The organism is Thermonema sp. (assembly GCF_026003375.1).
Classification (GTDB): domain Bacteria; phylum Bacteroidota; class Bacteroidia; order Cytophagales; family Thermonemataceae; genus Thermonema; species Thermonema rossianum.
The window spans coordinates 45,323-65,446 of record NZ_BPHD01000002.1 but is presented as its reverse complement, the minus strand read 5'-3'; the positions used below and the strand labels follow the sequence as shown (position 1 = coordinate 65,446).

Genomic DNA, 20,124 nt, shown 5'->3' with positions numbered 1-20,124 from the left:
CCATTGATTACTTTATGAAAGTAGTTGTAAACCTGCTGTTCGCTTGTGTTTTTTCCATCGTATGCAGCCACACATGGGCGCAACTGTCCCGTTGGGAAGCAGTGCGTACCGGCGATATACAAACCTATGTAAGCTTAACCGAACACGCTTTTTATTTGGAAGACCCCACAGCTGCGCTCAACATACGGCAGGTAGCCTCGCCGGCTTATGCCGGTAAGTTTCAACCGGTAGGGGCAAGCAACCTGAATGCCGGCTATACTGCTTCGCGCTATTGGATACGCCTGGTGCTGGAAAACCCTACCGATGAGGTGAAAGACTACTTTTTGGAACAGGCTTACCCTCTTATCGATACCGTAGCGCTTTATGAAATCGACGAAATCGGAAATATCACAGAGCGCTTGGGCGGCGATATGGTACCACGGCACCTGGCAGAGGTTGATTTCCGGCACCCTGTCTTCCGTCTGCAGTTGGCGCCTTTTGAAAGAAGAATTTTATATATGAGCTTTCGCACGGAGGGGACCATGAGCATTTCTTTACGCCTGTGGAACCCCGAAGCCTTCCTTGATTACGTGGCGGACAATCAGCTGGGCTTTGGTATTTACTATGGCATCATGCTGGTGATGCTACTGTACAACCTGGTGATATTTTTCTTTTTGAGGGACCGGGTTTATCTGCTCTATGTGCTGAATATTTTTGCTATCATGTTTTTTCAAGCAGAATACACAGGCTTTGCTTTTCAATATTTTTTGGGAGAACTTCCTTGGCTCAATCACCGCTTGTTCCCCGCTTCTATTGCTGTTTTAGCCGGTTCGGGCATTGCCTTTGCCTATCGCTTTTTGGGGGTGGGGCAGCTCTCAAAACACCTGAAAAAGCTTTTTTGGGTTTTGTTGGCAGTAGTAGCTTTAGAGTTCTGTCTGGCCTGGTTGCTGCCACATACGCTTTCCAACAGAGTCAATGCGGCAAGCAGTATTTTGATGGTTTTCGTGTTGATTGGAGTAGGCATATATGCCTTGCAGCGAGGGGTGGCAGTGGCTCACTTTTTCTTGTTGGCTTGGAGCTTTTATTTATTGGGCGCCCTGATGACTCTTTTCCGTGCTTTTGGTTGGCTGCCTACCAACTTCTTTACTTTTTACAGTATTCAAATAGGCTCGGCGCTGGAGGTTATATTGCTGGCACTGGGTTTGGCTTACCGGATAGATTTGCTGCGGCGCGAAGTAGCCGAAAAAGAGCGGCGCGCCCGCGAAGCGGAAGAGGAAAAAGCCCGCTTGATGCAGGAGCAAAATTTGCGCTTGGAAGAGCTTGTAGAGGAGCGCACCCGGGCATTGGAGCAAACCAACCGGCGCTTGACCGACAGCATCCGTTATGCAAAACGCATACAAGAGGCCATTTTGCCTCACAAAGAAGCCATACTTCGCTGTTTCCACGATGCGTTTATTTTCTTTCAACCGCGCGATATTGTGTCCGGTGATTTCTATTGGTTTGCCGAAACAGAAGACAGGGTGCTGGTGGCTGCGGTAGATTGCACCGGGCATGGGGTGCCGGGGGCTTTCATGAGTCTTATTGGCAATACTTTGCTCAATCAGATAGTGTATGAGCGTGGCATTACACGCCCTTCCGAAATCTTGCGACAACTGCACCATGAGGTGCGCACCGCTCTTAAACAAGAAGAGGGCACCGGCAGCGACGGCATGGATTTGGCGCTTTGCTGTTTTCACAAAGAACTGCAAGTCATCGAGTTTGCCGGGGCCTATAACCCCTTGTGGTATGTGGCCGATGGCGAATTTTTCGAAGTAAAGGGTGATAAAATGCCCATAGGGGGAATCCGGCGGGGAATAGACCGCCATTTTACCAATCACTTGATAGATATCAGCCGTTATCAAAATGTGGAGTGCTTTCTGTTTTCCGATGGCTTTGCCGACCAGTTCGGTGGTCCCAAACGCAGAAAATACATGCTAAAGCGCTTTCGTGAGACCATCTTGCGCGCATCAAAAGAGTTTGTGAGTGCCAAATCGCAGCATTTGTTTTTGCACAAAGAGTTCGAAGAGTGGCGGGGCAATGAAAATCAGGTAGATGATGTGCTTGTCATGGGCTTGCGGGTGAAATGGGAAGGCAGGTATGCGGTGCAGAGGGAATCATAAGTGCATAGTCTTTTAAAATTTTTCTACCGGAAGAAATCAAATGGTTTATGCGATACGTTCACACCAATTTGATAGCCAAAGACTGGCGCCGTTTGGCAGATTTTTATATCAATGTATTTGGCTGTGTGCCTGTGCCCCCCGAGCGTCATTATGAAGGGGAAGACCTGGAGCGTGCCACCGGCATAGAAGGGGCTATTTTGGAGGGCGTACATCTGCGCCTGCCCGGTTGGGGGGAAGAGGGACCTACGCTTGAAATTTTTTCATATAACAACCTACAAGAAAGCCTGCCCGTTGCGGTGAACCGTCCGGGCTACACCCACATTGCCTTTGAAGTGGCGGACGTAGCGGCTATCCGCCGGAAAGTGATAGCGCATGGGGGCAGTGCCGTGGGCGATATTGTAACGCTTACGGCCCGCAACGGTGCAAAAGTAACTTGGTGTTATATGCGGGACCCCGAGGGAAACATGATAGAATTGCAGCGTTGGAGTAAGCCCTAACGCATCCGTCCAATCAGCCATAAGACCAGAGACAGCAGCAGGCTTAAGAGCAGGGAGCTGGCCAAGGGGAAGTAAAAGGTAAAGTTTTCGCGCTTAATGATGATGTCGCCGGGCAGTTTGCCAAAAGAAAAGAAGCGGCCGGCAGCCCACCACAACAAGCCCAATAAAAACAAACTGCCCCCTACCAGCATGAGCCATTTGCCTATGTTAGGTGTATCCTGCATTGCGTCTTTGTTTTTTTGCTTTCATAAAACGCTTTGCAGCGGTGCAATGGTTCGCAACTTTATGTTTTTGCACCGCTTGGCTGCACAGAGGTGTGCTCTTTGGGCTTGTCTTCATAAAGAATGCGTACGGCAGGGCTTTCTGTGTCTTCATACTGCCCACTGCGTACAGCCCAAAAGAAAACGCCTACAAACAAAGCAGCTACCGTTGTGCTGACCAAGACCAATAAAATAATTACAGACATGGCTACTGTTTTTTGGGGTTAATTTTAGAAAAATGCCTGAAGCCCAACCATTGAGCACCAAGCGTGGCTACCACTACCACCGATACCGAGCTTAGCGGCATCAAGATGGCTGCTATTACCGGCGACAACGCACCACTCACTGCCCAGGAAATACCTATCAAGTTATAAATGAGCGAGAGTGCCAGGTTGGTATATACGACATAGCGGCTTGCGCGCGCATATCGTAAAATATGGGGCAGTTGCTCGAAGGCATCGGCACGAAGCAGGGCATCACAGGCAGGCGAAAAGGCATGTATCTCTTCCGAAATGGCCATGCCCACGTCGCTTTGCTGCAAGGCGCCCGCATCGTTCAGTCCGTCGCCCAGCATCAACACCTTTTCGCCGGCTTGTTGGCAACTTTCAATAAAGCGGCTTTTGTCGTGCGGGCTTTGCTCCAAGTGCATTTCTTCCGCTTTGAAAAACGGACTGAACAACTTGGCACTGTGGGCATGGTCGCCGGACAAAAGACTGAGCCGGTACCCCATGGTGCGTAACGAGCGCAACACTTCGCCCAGCCCTTGACGATACACCGGACGCACCCGGAAGAAACCGGCTATCCGCGTATTGATGGCTACATACACATAGCTTTCGGCACTTTGGGGCGCGGCGGACAAACCCACAAAAGCGGCGCTGCCCATGCGAACGATGTCACCGGCTATTTCGGCTGCGATGCCGGCACCTTTTTGTTCGCGAAAGTTGCTTACTTCCAGCAGAGGAATGTTGCCCAGCAGTTGAGCGATGCTGCGACTCAAGGGATGCGAAGACTGTGCCACCAGAGAAGCCAAAAGTTGTTTTTCTTTGTGGTTGAGCGGCTGCCCTTGCCATTCCACATCGCTGTGGCTGCTCTCCGTCAAGGTGCCTGTTTTGTCCATGACGATATGTTGCACTTCGCGCAAGCGCTCAATTATCTCTTGGTTACGAACAAACAGCCCCCGTTTGGCAAGTACGGTCATGGCGGCACCCAAGGTAAAGGGCGTGGAGAGCGAAAGTGCACAAGGACAAGCCACAATGAGCACGGCACTGCCCACCATCCACCAATGCGGGCTATCCGGCGAAAGCCAGTACCAAATGACAGAAGACAGCACAGCCAGTGTCAGCGTGGCGAAGGTGAAATACTGTGCCACCACATCTACAAAACGCCTTTGAGCAGGGCGTTCTTTGCGGAAGTTGTCCCAAAGCGATACCAGGTAGCTTTGCTCTACGGACTTTTCTACTTGCACTTCAATGGCTTGTCCTATCACCTTGGCACCGGCATAGAGGCGCTCACCTTGGTGAGCTTCCACCGGACGCGATTCGCCCGTTACGAAGCTGTAGTCCAAATAAGCCTTGCCACTAAGCAGCACGCTGTCGCAGGGGAGCACCTCTTCGTGATGCAGCCGCAGCACATCACCTTTTTCCACTTGTCGTATAGGCACGCTGCGGTAATAGCCCTGTGGGCTTTTGCGCTGTACGGCAAGGGGGAAATAAGAACGGTAATCCCGCTCGAAAGAAAGGTGTTCGTAGGTTTTGTTTTGTATCCACTTGCCGATGAGCAGGAAGAAAACCAAGCCGGCCAGGCTGTCCCAATAGCCGGCTTGACCGGCCACAAAGGTATCGTAAGCACTGCGCAATAAAAGCGCCCACATGCCCAGTGCCAGGGGGACATCCAAGCTTAGCTGCCGGTCTTTGCCCGAAAAGAAGTTGCGCAACGAGTGCCGGGCACCACGCAGGTAGTCGCTGCCCCCGTAAAAGAAAGCCGGGAGCGCCAGTGCGGCATTCAAATATTGAAAAAAGCGCAGGTATTGCCCTTCTACAATCTCTTGCAGGGAGAAGTATTCCGGGAAGCTTAGCAGCATGATATTGCCGGCACAGAAGCCGGTCAGCCCCAGTTTCCAGTACAAGCGGTAATCGGTAGTGGGGCGCTTCTCTTCTGCCGCTGCATTGTCCATACGTATCAGAGGCGCATAGCCCAGGCGTGCCAGCAATACGGCTACCTCTTTGAGCGACAAGACATCCGGACGGTAATGCAATTGCAATACTTTTTTGGAAAAGAAAAGGCGCGCTTCTTCTATGCCCTCTTGCAGGCGGGGCAAATGCTCGAGCAACCAAATGCAAGAACTGCAATGAATGGTGGGAATATAGAGGCGCACTACCGCCAACTGTTCGTCGCGATAGTCAAGCAAGCTGTTTACCACCTCTTCGCTGTCAAGAAAAGCGTATTTATCTTCCCAGCTGTCGTGCTCTATCTTTACGCCCGCGCCCTCGCTCAGCTTGTAATAGTCGCAGAGCCCGTTGTCTTGCAAAAGACGATAGGCAGCTTCGCATCCTTGACAACAAAAGACTTTGTCGTCGTAGTGCAAGGCAGTAGATTCGCTACATGCATCACCACAGTGATAGCACCGCAGTTGTTGTTTTGTCTTTGCCATATAATGTGTGTCTGCTTCTAAGGTATCGAGAACGAAGCTACACACATTCAAACAGGGGCACAATGACAGCGGTCAACTGCCTGTTTGGTTCCGGTAAAACTTTTTCAGTTTTCTTTTAACATGCAAAAACCTGTAAATACCTACAAGCAACAGACAAGGCGCCAACACCAGCAAAGCCCATCCCAATTCCCTGACTTCCTGAAGCACTTCTACCTTCAGTATGGCAAAGCCGGAGCTAAGAAAGACTACAAAAGTGCGAAAGTAAGCCAAAAAAGTGCGCTCATTGGCCAGCTGCGTTCTTTGCAAAGCCAGCCGGTCGGTCAGTTTCAGAGGTTGCGTATTGTTTGGGTCCATTGTTTGGTTTTGGGGTGTGGTCGTCATGCGAAAGAATTAAAAATGCAGTATAAAGTGTTGTTTAGGTTGTTTTTGCCGTAAGAAAAGCAGCCCACAGCGAAACAAGTCAATGCTAATGCCAAACTGTGCCTGCCGGTGTAGCTTTTTCCATGCCGTTTCCATTCCGGCAGACCAATGGATGTCATCCAAAACCACCAGGCTGTCTTCGTGCAAGTAAGGCAAGCACTGCTCTACATAACGCATGGTCGGTTCATAACGATGGTTGGCATCTATGTAAAGCAGGTCGATGCGTTGTATGCCGGGCAGGTGCTGCGGAAGTGTCTCGTCTATGTTGCCTTCTATGGTTGTGATGTTGTGCAAGTTCAGTGAACGAAAATTCTCTTGGGCTACTTGCAGCAGACTGCTTTCGCCTTCGAATGTATATACGCGCGCTTGCGTGGATGATTTGGCTAAATATGCCGTAGCAATGCCCACATGCGTGCCCAATTCTACGATGGTGCGGGCGTGCATGTAAAGAGCAGCCCGAAAGAGCAACCTGCCCAGTTTGGCAGGGGCTGCGGCACGCTTTACCAGCTTATACAGCCGTTTGTCCGACGGATGGCGAGAGCCTGCCCCGAAACCTTTTAATTCCAATAGTCGATGGTCTTGCAAAAGCCGGCGGCGTAGTTGCTCTATCTCGTCGAAGGCATAGTAAGCTTCCCGTGCTTTGATGACCTTCAAATAAAAATCGAAAACAAAGGGCGAGTGAAGACTATGTTCGTCTTTGGCACGCAACAAATACTGCAGATAAGCACTCAGCATGGGCATGTTTCAAGTGTAGGACAATCGGACGGGCAATTTAAGAAAAACTCACGCGCGGTGGTTAAACAAAAACAGCTTGAGCCATGCAGGCAGTGTTTTGCCAAAAGACAGCTGCCGGGGCAGCGCGCCGGAGCGGCTACACGGCGGGTGTCTAAGCCTTAAAAGGAAGACTGCCGGGCGGAAGAAGCGCCGGGCATCGTGTAGAGACGTTCAAGTATTTGGCGTTCGGTGCGGCTCAAAGCCAAATCGGCATACATCTTTTTACGAGTAGGATACATCATGGCAAAGAAAACCACCACGGCCAGGGCGGCCACAAAGAAAAACCAATGCTGTGTGACGCAAAAGGCAAGCAATACAAAAAGGATGGTTCCACTCACAACACCATAGGTAACCATGAGCATTTGGCTGTATAGCTTCACCTTTTTTTCTATTGAAGACGTACTTTGTATGCTTTTTAACTTGGTTTGTGCCAGTATGCGTACAGCCATTACCATGGCAAGCGTGAGCAGGGGCACCAATATACCAAAGGCTATATTGAGTGCCGGGTGAGGGTGCAGTACATGCTCTATTTCAATCTCGAAATAACAGAAAGCGGTAAATACAACTTGTGCTATGAGCAACAACAAGTGGGTGCGGTGTATTTGCTGCATACAACGGTCAACCAAAAGCTGCTTTTTCATGGCGGGAAACAGGTTTTTTTATATGTAACACACCGGGCGGCAAGGAAGTACTTGCAAGCATGCTTTGTTACAAGGCATTTGCTTCTTTCTCTATTTCATCCATTTCTTCTTGCGACAGCGCCAAATCATTTTGCATCTTCGCTTTGGAAGGAAAGGCTCTGAGCAATACGGCTATCAGAAGAATTGCCGGTATGAAGAACCAAGGGTTTTTATTGATAAAGCCTAAGACAGCAGAAATCATGGTGCCCCCTTCGAGGCCTGCCCAAAGCACCAACAGTGCCACTTGATAACGCTTTGCTTTGACAGCAGGCGATGCCGCTGCCTTGGCGCTTTCTGTCAATTTTCTTACTACCACCATATAAATGACCGCCGGCGACAACAAGGCGAAGCTCAAAATATACAACATGATGGGACTGTTGGTCGGAGCGCCGGCCGGGGTGTTACCGCCATTGGTCAAGAAAAAAAGTACGGCTGTTACGCCGGTAGCGCTTATGCTGATGGCTTTATGAATAAACGATAGTCTGCCAAAATAGCTTTTGAAAGGAGATGGCTGCCCGGTCATGGTACGTTTGTTTTTTTTCATATTAGGAAATAAAAAACGCATCTACAATGAAAGTGGCAACTTTATGCCTGTTTTTTTAGAGGTTCAGGCGTACTGTCTGCCGGTTGCCGGCGCCGTCCCACACATGCAGCTCAAAACGGCCCCGTAGTGGCTCTTTTCGTTCCGGGTCAGTCCATAGGGTGCGGTTTTTAGACTCATATTCCATCAATAGAAACTGACCGTTGAGGTAGGCTTCGAAGCGCTCAATGCCTGCCAGGTTATCACTTACACGGAAAAAGAGTTGCCGGGTGGTGCGACGCAACAAATGCACGGCAGGGGGCTGCCGGTCTTCTATGAGCCGGTATTCGCCCAAGCGCTGCGCTTCAAAATACAGGCTGTCGCCTGCTTGGCGTACTGCTTCCACCTTCGAAAGCCGGCTTCCGTTTACATAATACAAGCACTCGCCGGCCCTCAGAGGCCTTCCCGGCGCATAAGCCACGGTGATGGAGTGTGCCAGCAGTTGGCGGGCTTCACCAATTTGCAGCTGTCCCGGTGCCGTTTCGTCCACTTTCACGTATAGCGGAGCATAGCAGCTGTATGGATGCACATATAAGCGCAGCTTGGGGAAGTGCAGTGTATCGGCTTTGCCGGCAGGTAAAAGACGATACGGAAAGTAAAAGCGTTCCGTACCGGCTTCAGCCCAGTCAGGGGTGCCGTCGGCGATGTCCCACAGATAAACAGCCTTGGGGTAGCTGATGGCTGCCAGCGGTACTTTGAAAGGCAAGCCATTGCGATAGACCAGCAAAAAAGGGGGTGGCTCACCAATGCCGCTGAGCCTCATGTGCAGGCGCCCGTGCTCTTCAATATCCCAGTCGAGGCGGGGGGTGGCTACGATGGGCAGCTTGACAGGCGTGACGGCCTGCGGCTTTTGCCCGTAAAGCCGCAAACGGATGCTGCTTTCATTGCCACCGGCATCCTGCAACACGATGCGCACCTCATAGTTTTTCCCTGCTTCTATTTGCAGAATGCCGTCACCTTGATAGATGCCCAGCCGGTTGTCAGGGGTCAGGTAACAGCGTTGAAACAGCGCTCTTGTTTTGAGATATACATCATAGTTGATGTGCCGGTTGATAGAAAAGGTTTCGCCCATGGGGAAATCATCGAGTCGCCAGGCAAACAGCTGTTTGCCGTTCACTTCCAAACGCAGGCTGCGTATGGCATAACGGTGTTGGGCGGCCGTCATGTAATCCCATGCGCTTACTTCCAAGCCTATGGCACCGTAAGCACTGATGGCGTGAGGCACTTCATATTGCCCATTGCCTTTGTGCACTACAGCAAACACACGGCGCTCGATGCCTTGTTGTATGCGGCTGTGGGCGCGCAAAGGCATGATGGCCACTGCCTGCACATGTGGCGGGCGCCGGTCGGGCATCAGCCACGGGAAGAAGCGCTGAGGGTCCAATACGTTGTCATTGACATTGCGTATTTCATAATGCAGGTGTGGACCAAATGAAAAGCCGGTGTTGCCCACATAACCTATTACTTCCCCTTTTTTGACAGGCAACCGTTCAGGCAAAGGAAACAGCTCTACAAAAAACGATTTTTGGGCATATTGTGCTTTACGCACATATGCTTTGATTTTGGGGGCAAAGTCGCTCAAATGGGCATATACGCTCATGTGGCGGCTTTGAGGGTGAAGCAAATACACCACCTGCCCGTATCCACTGCTCGATACCTTTATCCGGCTCACATAGCCGTCGGCAGAAGCATAGACAGGGGTGCCTATGGGCGCCCGTATGTCTAAACCACCGTGAAAATGGTTGTTGCGCAGCTCGCCCATATTGCCCGTAAGGTAGCGGTACTCTTCGGGCAACGGATAAAGCCAGTCCGTTCTGTATTCCGAAGGCTGAGCCGGCAGCAGCCTGCCCGGAACAAGCAGGCAGGCCGTGAGCAGCAGACGCCACACAAGCCGTGAAAAAAGCATAGGGTGAGGGGTTATTTAATTTCGAAATCCAACATTTTACGCCCTTCCAGATAGGCGGTCAGGCGATCGCCGATGGCCACGGGGCCTACGCCCGAAGGCGTGCCGGTGAAAATAATGTCGCCGGTTTTAAGTGTGAAAAAGCGCGAGAGGTAGGCAATGAGGTAGTCTATTTTAAAAATCATCATCGAAGTGTTGCCTTTTTGGCGCACTTCACCGTTCACTTCCAAATGGAAGTTGAGGTTTTGCAGGTCGGCAAACGTTTCTTTCGGAATCCATTCCGAAACAGGTGCCGAGCCGTCGAATCCTTTGGCTATATCCCAAGGGTAGCTGTTTTGTTTGAGCTTGGCTTGTATGTCGCGCGCCGTGAAGTCAATGCCCAAGCCTACGGCGTCATAGTATTTGTGGGCAAATTGTTCTTCTATGTGCTTGCCTTCTTTGCATATACGGACGATGACTTCCACTTCGTGGTGTATTTCTTTGCTGAAATCCGGGTAGTAGAAGGGGGCATTGTTGCGCAGAAGTGCAGTGTCGGGCTTTAGAAAAATCACCGGTTCACCTGAAAACTTATCGTAGGCGCTTTTCATTTCTTCGATGTGCGCCGCATAGTTTTTACCTACAGCCAGTATTTTCATAGAATTTGCGTTTGTTTTTGGCAAGAGATGATACACAAACTTAGAAAAAGAAAATCAAATGCAGGCAGCCAAAAAAATAAAAGGCTGCTCATTACGGAAACAGCCTTTATTTTGATAGCGCGAATGCATTTGTGGTGATTTATTCACCGTGCAGCCAAGCTTTTTTGGCAAGCAGTTCTTCTTCGGTTTCTTCGTAGTCGGGGTCTTCCACGCAGCAGTCCACCGGGCACACAGCCGCGCATTGGGGTTCTTCATGGAAGCCTACGCACTCGGTGCACTTACCGGACACAATGTAGTAGAACTCATCCGACAAAGGGGGCTGTGGTTCATGAGCATCCACCACGGTGCCGTCTTCCAGTTCTACTTGCTCGAGAGCGGTGCCATCTGCCCAGCGCCATTCCACACCACCTTCATAAATCGCCGTGTTGGGGCATTCCGGTTCGCATGCACCACAGTTGATGCACTCATCTGTTATCATTATAGCCATAGCAATCAGTCATTTTAAGATTATCGGTTGAAAAAGTCATTGTCTGTACAAAGTAACTAAACCCTGAACAAACAAAAAAGTTTCTTACCGGCAGCTTTTTATGATGATGCTTTGGCTGTTATTTCTTTCAGCGAAAAACGGTACACCTTGCGCGAGGGCACCAGCCAAAGTAAAAGAAAACCTATCAGGAAAAAGCACATGAGAGCCAGCACACTGTTGCGCATGGTGCCGGTGAGGTCGTCTATAAAACCATAAGTAAAAGTACCCAACACAATGGCCAGCTTTTCACTGATGTCATAAAAACTGAAATAAGAGGCGGTATCGTCGGTGTCGTCGGGCATGAGCTTGGCATAGGTAGCCCGTGCCAGTGCCTGCGTGCCGCCCATGAGTAAGCCCACCACCGCAGCCAAACCATAAAATTGCCATTCGGTGTATGTGTAGTAAGCAGCCACACAAACCCCCACCCAAACGATGAGTGCTATTTGCAGGGCACGCACATTGCCCCATAAGGAGGAAATGTAAGAAAACAAATGCGCGCCGGGCACCGCAATCAGCTGCAAAATGAGAATGGTGATAATGAGCTTGTCGGCAGACAGCTTCAGTTCATTGGTGCCAAAAAGAGTGGCTACGTACATCACCGTTTGCAAGCCCATGGTAAAAAAGAAGAACGCCAACACAAAGCGCTTGAGCAGCTTTTGGTATTTGATTTCATGAATGACTTTACGCAACTCACGCAAGCCGTTCAAGATCCAGTGTTTGGTATCGTCGTGGCGGCTATGGTCGTTGGGCAGCCCCCGGAAAGTGATTTGTGCAAAGCCCATCCACCATAAACCCGTAAGCACGAAGGCAAGGCGGGAAGCCGTGCCACTGTCGATGTTGCCAAACCACTGCGGCTGCAAGATGGGCAACAAGCAAATCACCAGCAGCAATACACTGCCCACATAGCCCCAGGCAAACCCACGGGCACTCAAACGGTCATAATCTTCTTCCGGGGCAATGCGAGGCAAGTAGGAATTGTAAAAAACAATGCTGCCGCTAAAGCCCACCAAGCCCAGCAAAAAAGCACCCAGTCCCCAAGGCAGGCTGTCGATGTCTTCGAAGAAATAAAGCCCCATGCAGGCAAGGCTACCCAGATAGCAGAACAGCTGCATGAATTGTTTGCGCCAGCCGCTATAATCCGCAATGGCTGTTAAAAAAGGCGAAAGAACAGCCACCAATAAAAAGGCAGCAGAGATGGTATAAGAAAAAAGAGCCGAGCCCGACACTTGCACACCGGCAACATGCAGCAACCGGTCCTGCACAATGGCTTCGTAATAAATAGGAAAAATAGTAGAGGTGATAATCAAAGAGAAAACCGAGTTTGCCCAGTCATAGAGTACCCATGCCTGTTGGGCGCGTTTTTGTTGCTTCCCGTCGAACTTGTTCATGTTTAAACTATTGGTTTAGTATTTTTTGGACAAGCTAAGAAAAAAACTTATCTTGAATTTACCTATCTAAAAAAGCATGACCTATGAAAGAGGTATCCCAAGCGGGCAGTAGTGTTCCCCATTTTATAGAGGGCATTAAGCCCAAAGAAACCCTGTTGGATAAATTTTACAGATGGGAGCGTGAGTGCCCCGATAGAGTCTATCTGCGGCAGCCCTACGGGCAAAAGTGGAAAGAAATGACTTTTGCAGAGGTGGGCAAAGAGGCGCGCCGCATGGCTGCCTACTTCGCTTCTCTGGACTTGAAACGTGGCGACCACATCGGGCTGCTTGCCAAGAACCACGCCTATTGGATTATTGCCGACTTGGCAATCATGATGGGCGGTTACGTATCGGTGCCCATTTATCCCAACATCAGCCGGAAACAGCTGGAGTATATCATCAAAGACTCAGACATCAAGCTGCTGCTGGTAGGCAAGCTGGAGAACCGGAAGCTCTTCTATGATGCGCAATTTGCCGTAAAGCATATTTTGGCTCTGCCCGATTCCAATATTATGGGGCTCGAGAGCTGGGAACATATTCGAGGAAACTATTTGCCCGTAGAGGGTTATCCCAACGTCGATTTCGACGATTTGTTTACACTCATTTACACATCCGGCACCACGGGGCACCCCAAAGGGGTCAAGCTCACCTATTTTGCCATCTCTATTTGTCTGGAAACGAACCGCCCGCTGTTGGAACTGGAAGGCGATTGCCGTTTCTTTTCCTACTTGCCGCTGGCGCACTCTGCCGAACGGGCTGTCGTAGAGGCTTTCAGCCTTGAAAGTGGCGGCAGTGTTTCTTTCTATGAAAACCGCGATACTTTTTTGTACAATCTGCAAAACACGGCGCCTACACACTTTTTGGCAGTGCCTGCCGTATGGCAAAAGTTTTATGAAGGCATTATGAGTAAGATGCCTGCATGGCGTCTGAAGCTGCTTTTGAAAATATCGCTGCTCAACCGCTTGATAAAGAAAAAAATACTGCAAGGGCTGGGCTTGCATAAGGTGCGCTTGGTAATGACGGGCGCCGCACCCATGCCGGCAAACCTGCATCGTTTCTTTGGTGAGCTGGGTCTTGAGATACAAGAAGTCTATGGAATCACCGAGATGGCAGCGGCTGTGTGCATGCACCGAAAGGGCGATGTGCGCCCCGGTACGGTGGGCAAGCCTTTCCCTATGGTGCAACTGCGCATTGACCCCGATAGCAGCGAAATTATTGCAAAAGCCCCTTGGATGTTCATCGGCTACTATCGCGACAGCCATAAGACTGCCCAAGCCATCGATGCCGAAGGGTGGTTTCATACAGGCGACCGGGGGTATCTTACAGAAGATGGGCACCTGGTGCTGGAAGGACGTCTGAGCGATGAGTTCAAGACGATAAAAGGGGAGTTTGTGAATCCCAATAATATTGAACCGCTTTTTGCACTGAATGAAAATATTGGACAGGTGTGCGTGGTTGGCGAAGGATTGTTGCAGCCGGTTGCCTTGGTTACCCTCTCGGAGGCAGGGCAGAAAGAGCCGGATATTGTGTTAAAAGTAGGTATGGAAGTAACCATGAACCGTGTGAATAGCGAGCTTTCCGATGTGGAGCAGATAGAAAAAGTCATCATTCTGCCCGAAGAGTGGACAGTGGACAACGGCTTGCTGACGCCTACCATGAAACTACGCCGGAAGGCAATTCATGCGCGCTATGCTGCCTTGCTTCCTACCTGGTTGAAACACCCCGAAAAAGTGGTTTTTGTATCGAAGCAAGAGTTGAGTTATCTCTACGAACAGACAGAGTGAGCAGAAGGGCGGCTTGTGAGGTGTAGCGAATAATTTTTCTTTTTTGCCTTTGAACTGCTATCTTTGGGCAAAAGAACTGCTTATGGATTTACTCTTTATCCGTTGGGATGTGGACCCCGCCATCGTTGAAATATTCGGCAGGGAGATTCGCTGGTATGGACTCATGTTTGCCATTGCTTTCTTGTTGGGGTCAAACATCCTTGCCAAGATATTTAAAATAGAAGGCAAGCCCGAAAAGGACCTGGATAAGTTGACGGTCTATGTTATCATAGCCACCATAGTGGGGGCTCGCTTGGGGCACTGTCTGTTTTATCAGCCCGACTATTATTTGTCGAATCCTGTGGAAATTTTGAAGATATGGGAGGGAGGGCTTGCCAGCCATGGGGCAGCTATTGGCATACTCACAGCTTTGTATCTGTATAGCCGTTCCCGTCCGGACCAACCCTTTTTATGGGTAACAGACCGGGTGGTGATTCCCGTAGCGCTGGGCGGCGGGTTTGTACGCCTGGGCAACTTGATGAACTCGGAAATTGTGGGCAAACCGACCGACTTACCTTGGGGTTTTATTTTTGTGCGCAATGGCGAAGACTTTGCCCGGCATCCTGCCCAAATCTATGAGTCGCTGTTTTATTTCTTTACGTTCTATGTACTCTGGCGCATTTATCAAAAGCACCAAAGTAAGCTGCCGCAAGGGGCACTACTGGGCTTGTTCCTGGTGATGGTTTTTGGCTTCCGATTTTTGGTAGAGTTTGTCAAAGACAACCAGGTGCCTTTTGAAGACCAACTGCCGCTCAATATGGGGCAGATTCTGAGTATCCCTGCCGTCTTGGGCGGGTTGTGGCTCATGGCACGCGCCTGGAAAAAAGATGTAAACACACAAATATAATTCCTCTTTCAGGAATTCATGCTTTAGCACCTCCCCGGAAGTCCTTGGGAGGTTTTGGCATATAATTACTCATTTATTTTCAACCTAAAAAACATAAACCACATGAAAACGAAAGAAGAGATTGTGAAAGATTGGTTGCCGCGTTATACCGGCACCCCCTTGGAGGAGTTCAGAGAGTATATTTTGCTCACCAATTTCCACAATTACGTGGAAATGTTTGCCGAAAAGTTCAATGTGCCCATACGCGGGCTCGACAAGCCCATGCAAACAGCTTCTTCCGACTTGATTACCATTGTGAACTTTGGCATGGGGAGTGCCATGGCGGCTACTATCATGGACTTGCTTTCGGCAGTAAGCCCCAAGGCTGTTTTGTTTTTGGGAAAATGCGGTGGACTGAAAAAAGACATTGCCGTGGGCGACCTCATCCTGCCCATTGCTGCCATACGGGGCGAAGGTACCAGTAACGACTACATGCCCCCTGAAATTCCGGCTTTGCCTTCGTTCCGCCTGCAAAAGGCAGTGTCTGCCATGATTGTAAAAAACGACATGGACTATTGGACCGGCACGGTATATACCACCAACCGCCGGGTGTGGGAGCATGATGTGGCCTTTAAAGAGTATTTGCGCAAAACCCGGGTGATGGGCATCGATATGGAAACCGCCACTTTGTTTATCGTTGGTTTTGTCAATAAAATACCGCATGGCGCTTTGCTGCTGGTATCCGATGTGCCCATGATTCCCGAAGGGGTGAAAACCTCGGAGAGCGACAAGCACGTAACGCGCCAATTTGCACCGGTGCACTTGCAAATAGGTATCGATTCGCTCACAGAACTGGCAATTTCGGGCGAGTCGGTGAAGCATTTGCGTTTCGAATAAGCAGCAGGTGGACAGTTGCCGGTAGGAATCACCGGCAATTCTTGTTTTATTTACCTCCTCGAAAAGTAAAAAATACCATTCAAGCATGCATTGGACAGACACACATTGCCACTTGTATCTCCAACAGTTCAACGAAGACCGGACGCAAACCATAACGCGTGCTTTTGAGCAGGGCGTCCGCCGTATTATTCTGCCAAACATCGACCGCACGTCCATAGATGATATGTTGCAGCTCGAAGCTGCCTATCCCGGGCATTGCTTTGCTGCCATGGGGTTGCACCCCTGTTCGGTCAAGGCAGATTTCGAAGAAGAGCTGCGCGTGGTGGAAGAGTGGCTGCAGCGTCGCCCTTTTGTGGCAATAGGGGAGATGGGCACCGACCGCTATTGGGATACCACCTTTTGGGAACAGCAGCTGGAAGCATTTAAAATACAGGCAAGCTGGGCAAAAAGTTTGGACCTGCCCTTGATTATCCATTGCCGCGAGTCTATGGATGAAACCATTGAACTGCTGGAGCAATTACAAGATGGTTCTTTGCGTGGTGTCTTTCATTGCTTTACCGGCACGGCAGAACAGGCATCCCGCATCGAAGCACTCGGTTTTTATGTGGGCTTGGGCGGTGTGACCACCTTCAAAAAAGCAGGTATGGAGCGGGTGGTGCCGTATCTGAACCCGGAGCGCATCCTCTTGGAAACCGATGCGCCTTATTTAAGCCCCGTTCCTTACAGGGGCAAGCGAAACGAGCCCGCCTATATCCCCTTGATTGCGCAACGTGTAGCTGCTTTGATGGATATGTCGCTTGAGCAGCTATCCAAACAGACCGAAGAGAATGTACAGCGCCTTTTCTTTTCCAAAAAACAATAGCCTATGCCGGTAGATCAGCTCATAGAAATAGACACCGCTTTGCCCAAGCCGCCCCGCGCTCATATCTTGGTGCTTTACACGGGCGGTACCTTAGGCATGCAGTACGACCCCTCCGGGCAATATCTGGTGCCTTTCGATTTTAGTCAAATACTGGAACGGCTGCCCGAGCTGCGTCGTTTCGACTTTCGCATTACGGTGCTTACACTCACACCACTGCTCGACTCAGCCAATATCACCCCCGCGCATTGGCAAGAGTGGGCTGCTATTATCGAGCAGCACTACCATGCCTATGACGGCTTCGTGGTTTTGCACGGCACCGACACCATGGCATATAGTGCTTCGGCACTTAGCTTTATGTTCGAAAACCTGCAAAAACCCATCATCTTTACCGGGGCTCAATTGCCCATTGGCGAGGCGCGCAACGATGCACGTTCCAACCTGATTACTGCCCTGGAAATTGCTGCCATGAAGCACCCCGACGGGCGTGCGCGTGTGCCGGAGGTGTGCGTGTATTTCGACTATCACCTATGGCGCGGCAACCGGGTGAAAAAGGTGGAAAGCGAGGATTTCGATGCCTTTGATTCGCCCAATTATCCCTTTTTGGCAAAAGCCGGCATCCGTATCCGCTTTCAGGACAGCTACATTTTGCCCTATCCTGCCGGCGCTTCTCTGCGGGTGCACAAGCAATTTGACCCATCCGTGGCACTGTTGCGTTTATACCCGGGCATGCCACTGCCTTTGATGGAGGCTGTGTTGCTGCATTCAGCCGCCAAAGCAGTGGTTTTGCAGACCTACGGCTCGGGAACGGCCCCCACAAATCCCGGTTTTTTAAGACTTTTGGAAAAAGCCTTACAAGCTGATAAGATTTTGCTGAATGTATCGCAGTGTTATGGGGGGCGTGTGGTGCAGGGAACCTATGAAACCAGCCATACATTGGAAAAAATGGGTATTTTAAGCGCTGAAGACATGACTGTGGAGGCAGCCATCACGAAGCTGATGTTTTTACTCGGAAAAGAATGCCCTAAAGAAGAAGTGAAAAGACTAATCAAAGAGAATGTGCGTGGTGAAATAACCAAATGATGGTACATGAAGATACCTCCAAACAAAATTTGCATGTAATTAGGAAAATAATCATATTTGCATCGGAAGCTTCGAAGCAAGGCTTGATTTGCTTTTGTTTCGGCTTCTTTTGAAGAAGTACAGAGAGGTGGCCGAGTGGTCGAAGGCGCACGCCTGGAAAGCGTGTATCCCGGAAAACCGGGATCGCGGGTTCGAATCCCGTCCTCTCTGCTGTTTATTTTTAAATCGATTCATGGTTTTAAATTCAAGCGTTTAAACAACTAAAGTGTTGAGTATGAAAAAGCTATTCTCTATTTTCGCCTTAGCCGGTCTTTTGTACGTGCAAGCTCCCGTGTTTGCTCAAACTGAAACCGACACCACCGCTGCTACCGAAGAAGCAGTAAGTACGGACACCGCGGCTACCACCGAAGAAGTGGCACCGGTTGAAACAGAAGCTACCGCACAAGAAGCTACCGCACAAGAAGAAACAAAAGCAGAAGAGCCTTCTTTCCATCAGTTTGTACTTGAGAAGTTTATCGAGGGTGGAGTAGAGTTCATGTCTATCATCCTCGTCTGCTTGATTCTTGGTTTGGCTATCTCTATTGAGCGTATCATTTATTTGAACCTGAGCTCTACCAACACCAAGAAGCTTTTGACTGAAATTGAAGAAGCACTCAAAACACAAGGTACCGACGGTGCATTGAAAGTAGCTCAAAACCATAAAGGTGCTGTAGCCTCTTTGTTCGCTCAAGGTTTGATGCGCATAGACGAAGGCATCGAAATGGTAGAAAAATCTGTACTGGCTTACGGCTCGGTAATCATGGGTAAGCTGGAGCGTGGTCTTGTATGGGTTTCTCTTTTCATTGCCATTGCACCTATGCTTGGTTTCATGGGTACTGTATTGGGTATGGTAGCCGCTTTCGACAAAATCCAGCAGGCCGGTAACCTCGATGCTTCTTTGATTGCCGGTGAAATCAAGGTGGCTCTTTTGACTACCATCGGTGGTTTGATTGTAGGTGTGATTCTCCAAGTCTTCTACAACTACTGCGTGTCGAAAATCGACAGCATGGTAAATGAAATGGAAGATGCTTCTATCAGCTTGGTTGACCTCTTGGTGCGTCATAAAGCCGGCTTGTTGAAGTAATGCCTTCTTCCCTTTCTCTAAATCTTAATTTTCAAGATGTTATGAAAAGAATTTTGAATATACTTGCCCTTTGGGGCATCGCCAATATATCCAACCTCGCTTATGCGCAAGGAGGAGCGGAGGTGCCTGCCAGTGTCAACATCTTAGTGATTGTGGCTTACATAGCCATTGGCTTGGCAGCAGTACTGGCTATCTTCCTGCCCATCGTAACCAATCCGGACCCCAAGAAGTTAGCCAAGACCGGCATCGGCATCTTGGCCTTGGGCGTTGTTTTCCTGATTGGCTGGGCTATAGCCGGTTCTGACGTGCCGGCACAGCTGGCAGAGCGTTTCGGCGTCACCGCCGGTTCTATCAAATTATATGGAGGCGTTATCATTACCTTCTATATATTGCTGGCGGTCGCTTTCCTGAGCATCATTGTTACCGAAGTATTACGTATCCTTAGATAATCAGCATCATGGCAAAAAAAGAAAGACAAGCACCGGAGATTAGTGCAGGAGCCATGGCCGATATTGCCTTCCTGTTGCTGATTTTCTTCTTGGTAACGACCCAGTTCCCCGCCGAAGAGGGGATTCCCATGGTCTTGCCTGCCAAGAAGGACCCCAATCAGGAACAGGTGCAAAAGGAAATCAATGACCGCAACCTCTTTAAAATACTGGTAAACCGCAACGACGAGTTGCTGGTAGAGGATGAAATCATGGATTTGGCCAATCTGAAAGATGCGGTGAAGCGTCATATTACCAACAACGGGCGCGACCCCAAACTTTCAGACAGCCCCCAAAAAGCGGTGGTTTCCATCAAAGTGGACCGTGGCACCAGCTACGATATGTATATCAAAGTGTTGGACCGGGTGAAGCAGGCTTATCATGAAGCCCGGGCCGAAGCCTTGGGTATTACCGTAGAGCAATACTTGGCTATCAAAGAGGATAAGCTCCCGCCCGATATGAAACAAAAGTATCAGCAGGTGAAAGAGCGTATCCCGATGATGATTTCGATTGCTGATCCCAATAAAAACAAATAATC

General features: G+C 49.8%; 21 protein-coding genes and 1 tRNA gene. 11 read left to right on the top strand and 11 right to left on the bottom strand.

What is annotated here, in order from left to right; translation table 11 throughout:
* The first annotated feature begins 14 nt into the window (after window positions 1-14).
* Together QVE43_RS05350 and QVE43_RS05345 are read left to right on the top strand one after the other, a co-directional pair.
* Entirely contained in the window at window positions 15-2,138 is a 2,124-nt protein-coding gene (locus QVE43_RS05350; RefSeq protein ID WP_288004940.1) for a 7TM diverse intracellular signaling domain-containing protein, read from the top strand.
* A 47-nt stretch (window positions 2,139-2,185) separates the two neighbouring features.
* Window positions 2,186-2,635 carry a VOC family protein gene (locus tag QVE43_RS05345; RefSeq protein WP_288004938.1) on the top strand — a complete coding sequence of 150 codons (450 nt, stop codon included), beginning with the start codon at window positions 2,186-2,188 and terminating at the stop codon, window positions 2,633-2,635.
* Here the strand turns inward: QVE43_RS05345 and QVE43_RS05340 are convergent.
* From QVE43_RS05340 to QVE43_RS05290, 11 genes are all read right to left on the bottom strand, one after another.
* Window positions 2,632-2,859 carry a DUF2905 domain-containing protein gene (locus tag QVE43_RS05340; protein ID WP_038031995.1) on the bottom strand — a complete coding sequence of 76 codons (228 nt, stop codon included), beginning with the start codon at window positions 2,857-2,859 and terminating at the stop codon, window positions 2,632-2,634. The genes QVE43_RS05345 and QVE43_RS05340 overlap by 4 nt on opposite strands.
* A gap of 59 nt (window positions 2,860-2,918) precedes the next feature.
* On the bottom strand, window positions 2,919-3,101 hold the full coding sequence (gene ccoS / locus QVE43_RS05335) for a cbb3-type cytochrome oxidase assembly protein CcoS (protein ID WP_038031992.1): 183 nt from the start codon (window positions 3,099-3,101) through the stop codon (window positions 2,919-2,921).
* Window positions 3,102-3,103: 2 nt separating this feature from the next.
* A complete protein-coding gene (locus QVE43_RS05330; RefSeq protein WP_288004935.1) occupies window positions 3,104-5,545 on the bottom strand; it encodes a heavy metal translocating P-type ATPase in 2,442 nt (813 codons plus the stop codon).
* Between the two features lie 72 nt (window positions 5,546-5,617).
* Complete coding sequence (locus QVE43_RS05325) at window positions 5,618-5,899, bottom strand: DUF202 domain-containing protein (protein ID WP_288004933.1); 282 nt, start codon at window positions 5,897-5,899, stop codon at window positions 5,618-5,620.
* Between the two features lie 36 nt (window positions 5,900-5,935).
* A complete protein-coding gene (locus QVE43_RS05320; protein ID WP_288004931.1) occupies window positions 5,936-6,700 on the bottom strand; it encodes an O-methyltransferase in 765 nt (254 codons plus the stop codon).
* Window positions 6,701-6,858: 158 nt separating this feature from the next.
* Entirely contained in the window at window positions 6,859-7,380 is a 522-nt protein-coding gene (locus QVE43_RS05315; RefSeq protein ID WP_288004929.1) for a hypothetical protein, read from the bottom strand.
* A 67-nt stretch (window positions 7,381-7,447) separates the two neighbouring features.
* Window positions 7,448-7,942, bottom strand: coding sequence for a hypothetical protein (locus QVE43_RS05310; protein ID WP_288004927.1), 495 nt, complete (start codon window positions 7,940-7,942; stop codon window positions 7,448-7,450).
* Window positions 7,943-8,018: 76 nt separating this feature from the next.
* The gene (locus tag QVE43_RS05305; protein ID WP_288004925.1) at window positions 8,019-9,905 is read right to left on the bottom strand and encodes a M23 family metallopeptidase; all 1,887 of its coding nucleotides are present in this window, start codon (window positions 9,903-9,905) and stop codon (window positions 8,019-8,021) included.
* An 11-nt stretch (window positions 9,906-9,916) separates the two neighbouring features.
* Window positions 9,917-10,537, bottom strand: coding sequence for a fumarylacetoacetate hydrolase family protein (locus tag QVE43_RS05300; RefSeq protein ID WP_038031977.1), 621 nt, complete (start codon window positions 10,535-10,537; stop codon window positions 9,917-9,919).
* A 139-nt stretch (window positions 10,538-10,676) separates the two neighbouring features.
* Entirely contained in the window at window positions 10,677-11,024 is a 348-nt protein-coding gene (locus QVE43_RS05295; RefSeq protein WP_038031976.1) for a 4Fe-4S dicluster domain-containing protein, read from the bottom strand.
* 98 nt (window positions 11,025-11,122) lie between these two features.
* Window positions 11,123-12,451: an MFS transporter gene (locus QVE43_RS05290; RefSeq protein ID WP_288004922.1), complete on the bottom strand. Its 1,329-nt coding sequence runs from the start codon at window positions 12,449-12,451 to the stop codon at window positions 11,123-11,125.
* Window positions 12,452-12,534: 83 nt separating this feature from the next.
* On the opposite strand from QVE43_RS05290, the gene QVE43_RS05285 reads away from it, so the two are divergent.
* The 9 genes from QVE43_RS05285 (at window position 12,535) to QVE43_RS05245 (ending at window position 20,122) form a co-directional block, all read left to right on the top strand.
* A complete protein-coding gene (locus tag QVE43_RS05285) occupies window positions 12,535-14,274 on the top strand; it encodes a long-chain fatty acid--CoA ligase (protein WP_288004920.1) in 1,740 nt (579 codons plus the stop codon).
* 82 nt (window positions 14,275-14,356) lie between these two features.
* The gene (gene lgt, locus QVE43_RS05280; RefSeq protein WP_288004918.1) at window positions 14,357-15,160 is read left to right on the top strand and encodes a prolipoprotein diacylglyceryl transferase; all 804 of its coding nucleotides are present in this window, start codon (window positions 14,357-14,359) and stop codon (window positions 15,158-15,160) included.
* A gap of 102 nt (window positions 15,161-15,262) precedes the next feature.
* Window positions 15,263-16,036: an AMP nucleosidase gene (locus QVE43_RS05275; protein ID WP_038031972.1), complete on the top strand. Its 774-nt coding sequence runs from the start codon at window positions 15,263-15,265 to the stop codon at window positions 16,034-16,036.
* Between the two features lie 85 nt (window positions 16,037-16,121).
* Window positions 16,122-16,898 carry a TatD family hydrolase gene (locus QVE43_RS05270; protein ID WP_288004916.1) on the top strand — a complete coding sequence of 259 codons (777 nt, stop codon included), beginning with the start codon at window positions 16,122-16,124 and terminating at the stop codon, window positions 16,896-16,898.
* A gap of 3 nt (window positions 16,899-16,901) precedes the next feature.
* Window positions 16,902-17,978, top strand: coding sequence for an asparaginase (locus QVE43_RS05265; RefSeq protein ID WP_288004914.1), 1,077 nt, complete (start codon window positions 16,902-16,904; stop codon window positions 17,976-17,978).
* 121 nt (window positions 17,979-18,099) lie between these two features.
* A tRNA-Ser gene (locus QVE43_RS05260) sits at window positions 18,100-18,188 on the top strand.
* A gap of 64 nt (window positions 18,189-18,252) precedes the next feature.
* Window positions 18,253-19,101 (top strand): MotA/TolQ/ExbB proton channel family protein, encoded by an 849-nt coding sequence (locus tag QVE43_RS05255; protein WP_288004912.1) that lies wholly within the window; start codon window positions 18,253-18,255, stop codon window positions 19,099-19,101.
* 41 nt (window positions 19,102-19,142) lie between these two features.
* A complete protein-coding gene (locus tag QVE43_RS05250; protein ID WP_288004911.1) occupies window positions 19,143-19,550 on the top strand; it encodes a hypothetical protein in 408 nt (135 codons plus the stop codon).
* Between the two features lie 8 nt (window positions 19,551-19,558).
* Window positions 19,559-20,122, top strand: a complete 564-nt coding sequence (locus QVE43_RS05245) for a biopolymer transporter ExbD (protein ID WP_308445306.1) — start codon at window positions 19,559-19,561, stop codon at window positions 20,120-20,122.
* Window positions 20,123-20,124: the final 2 nt, after the last annotated feature.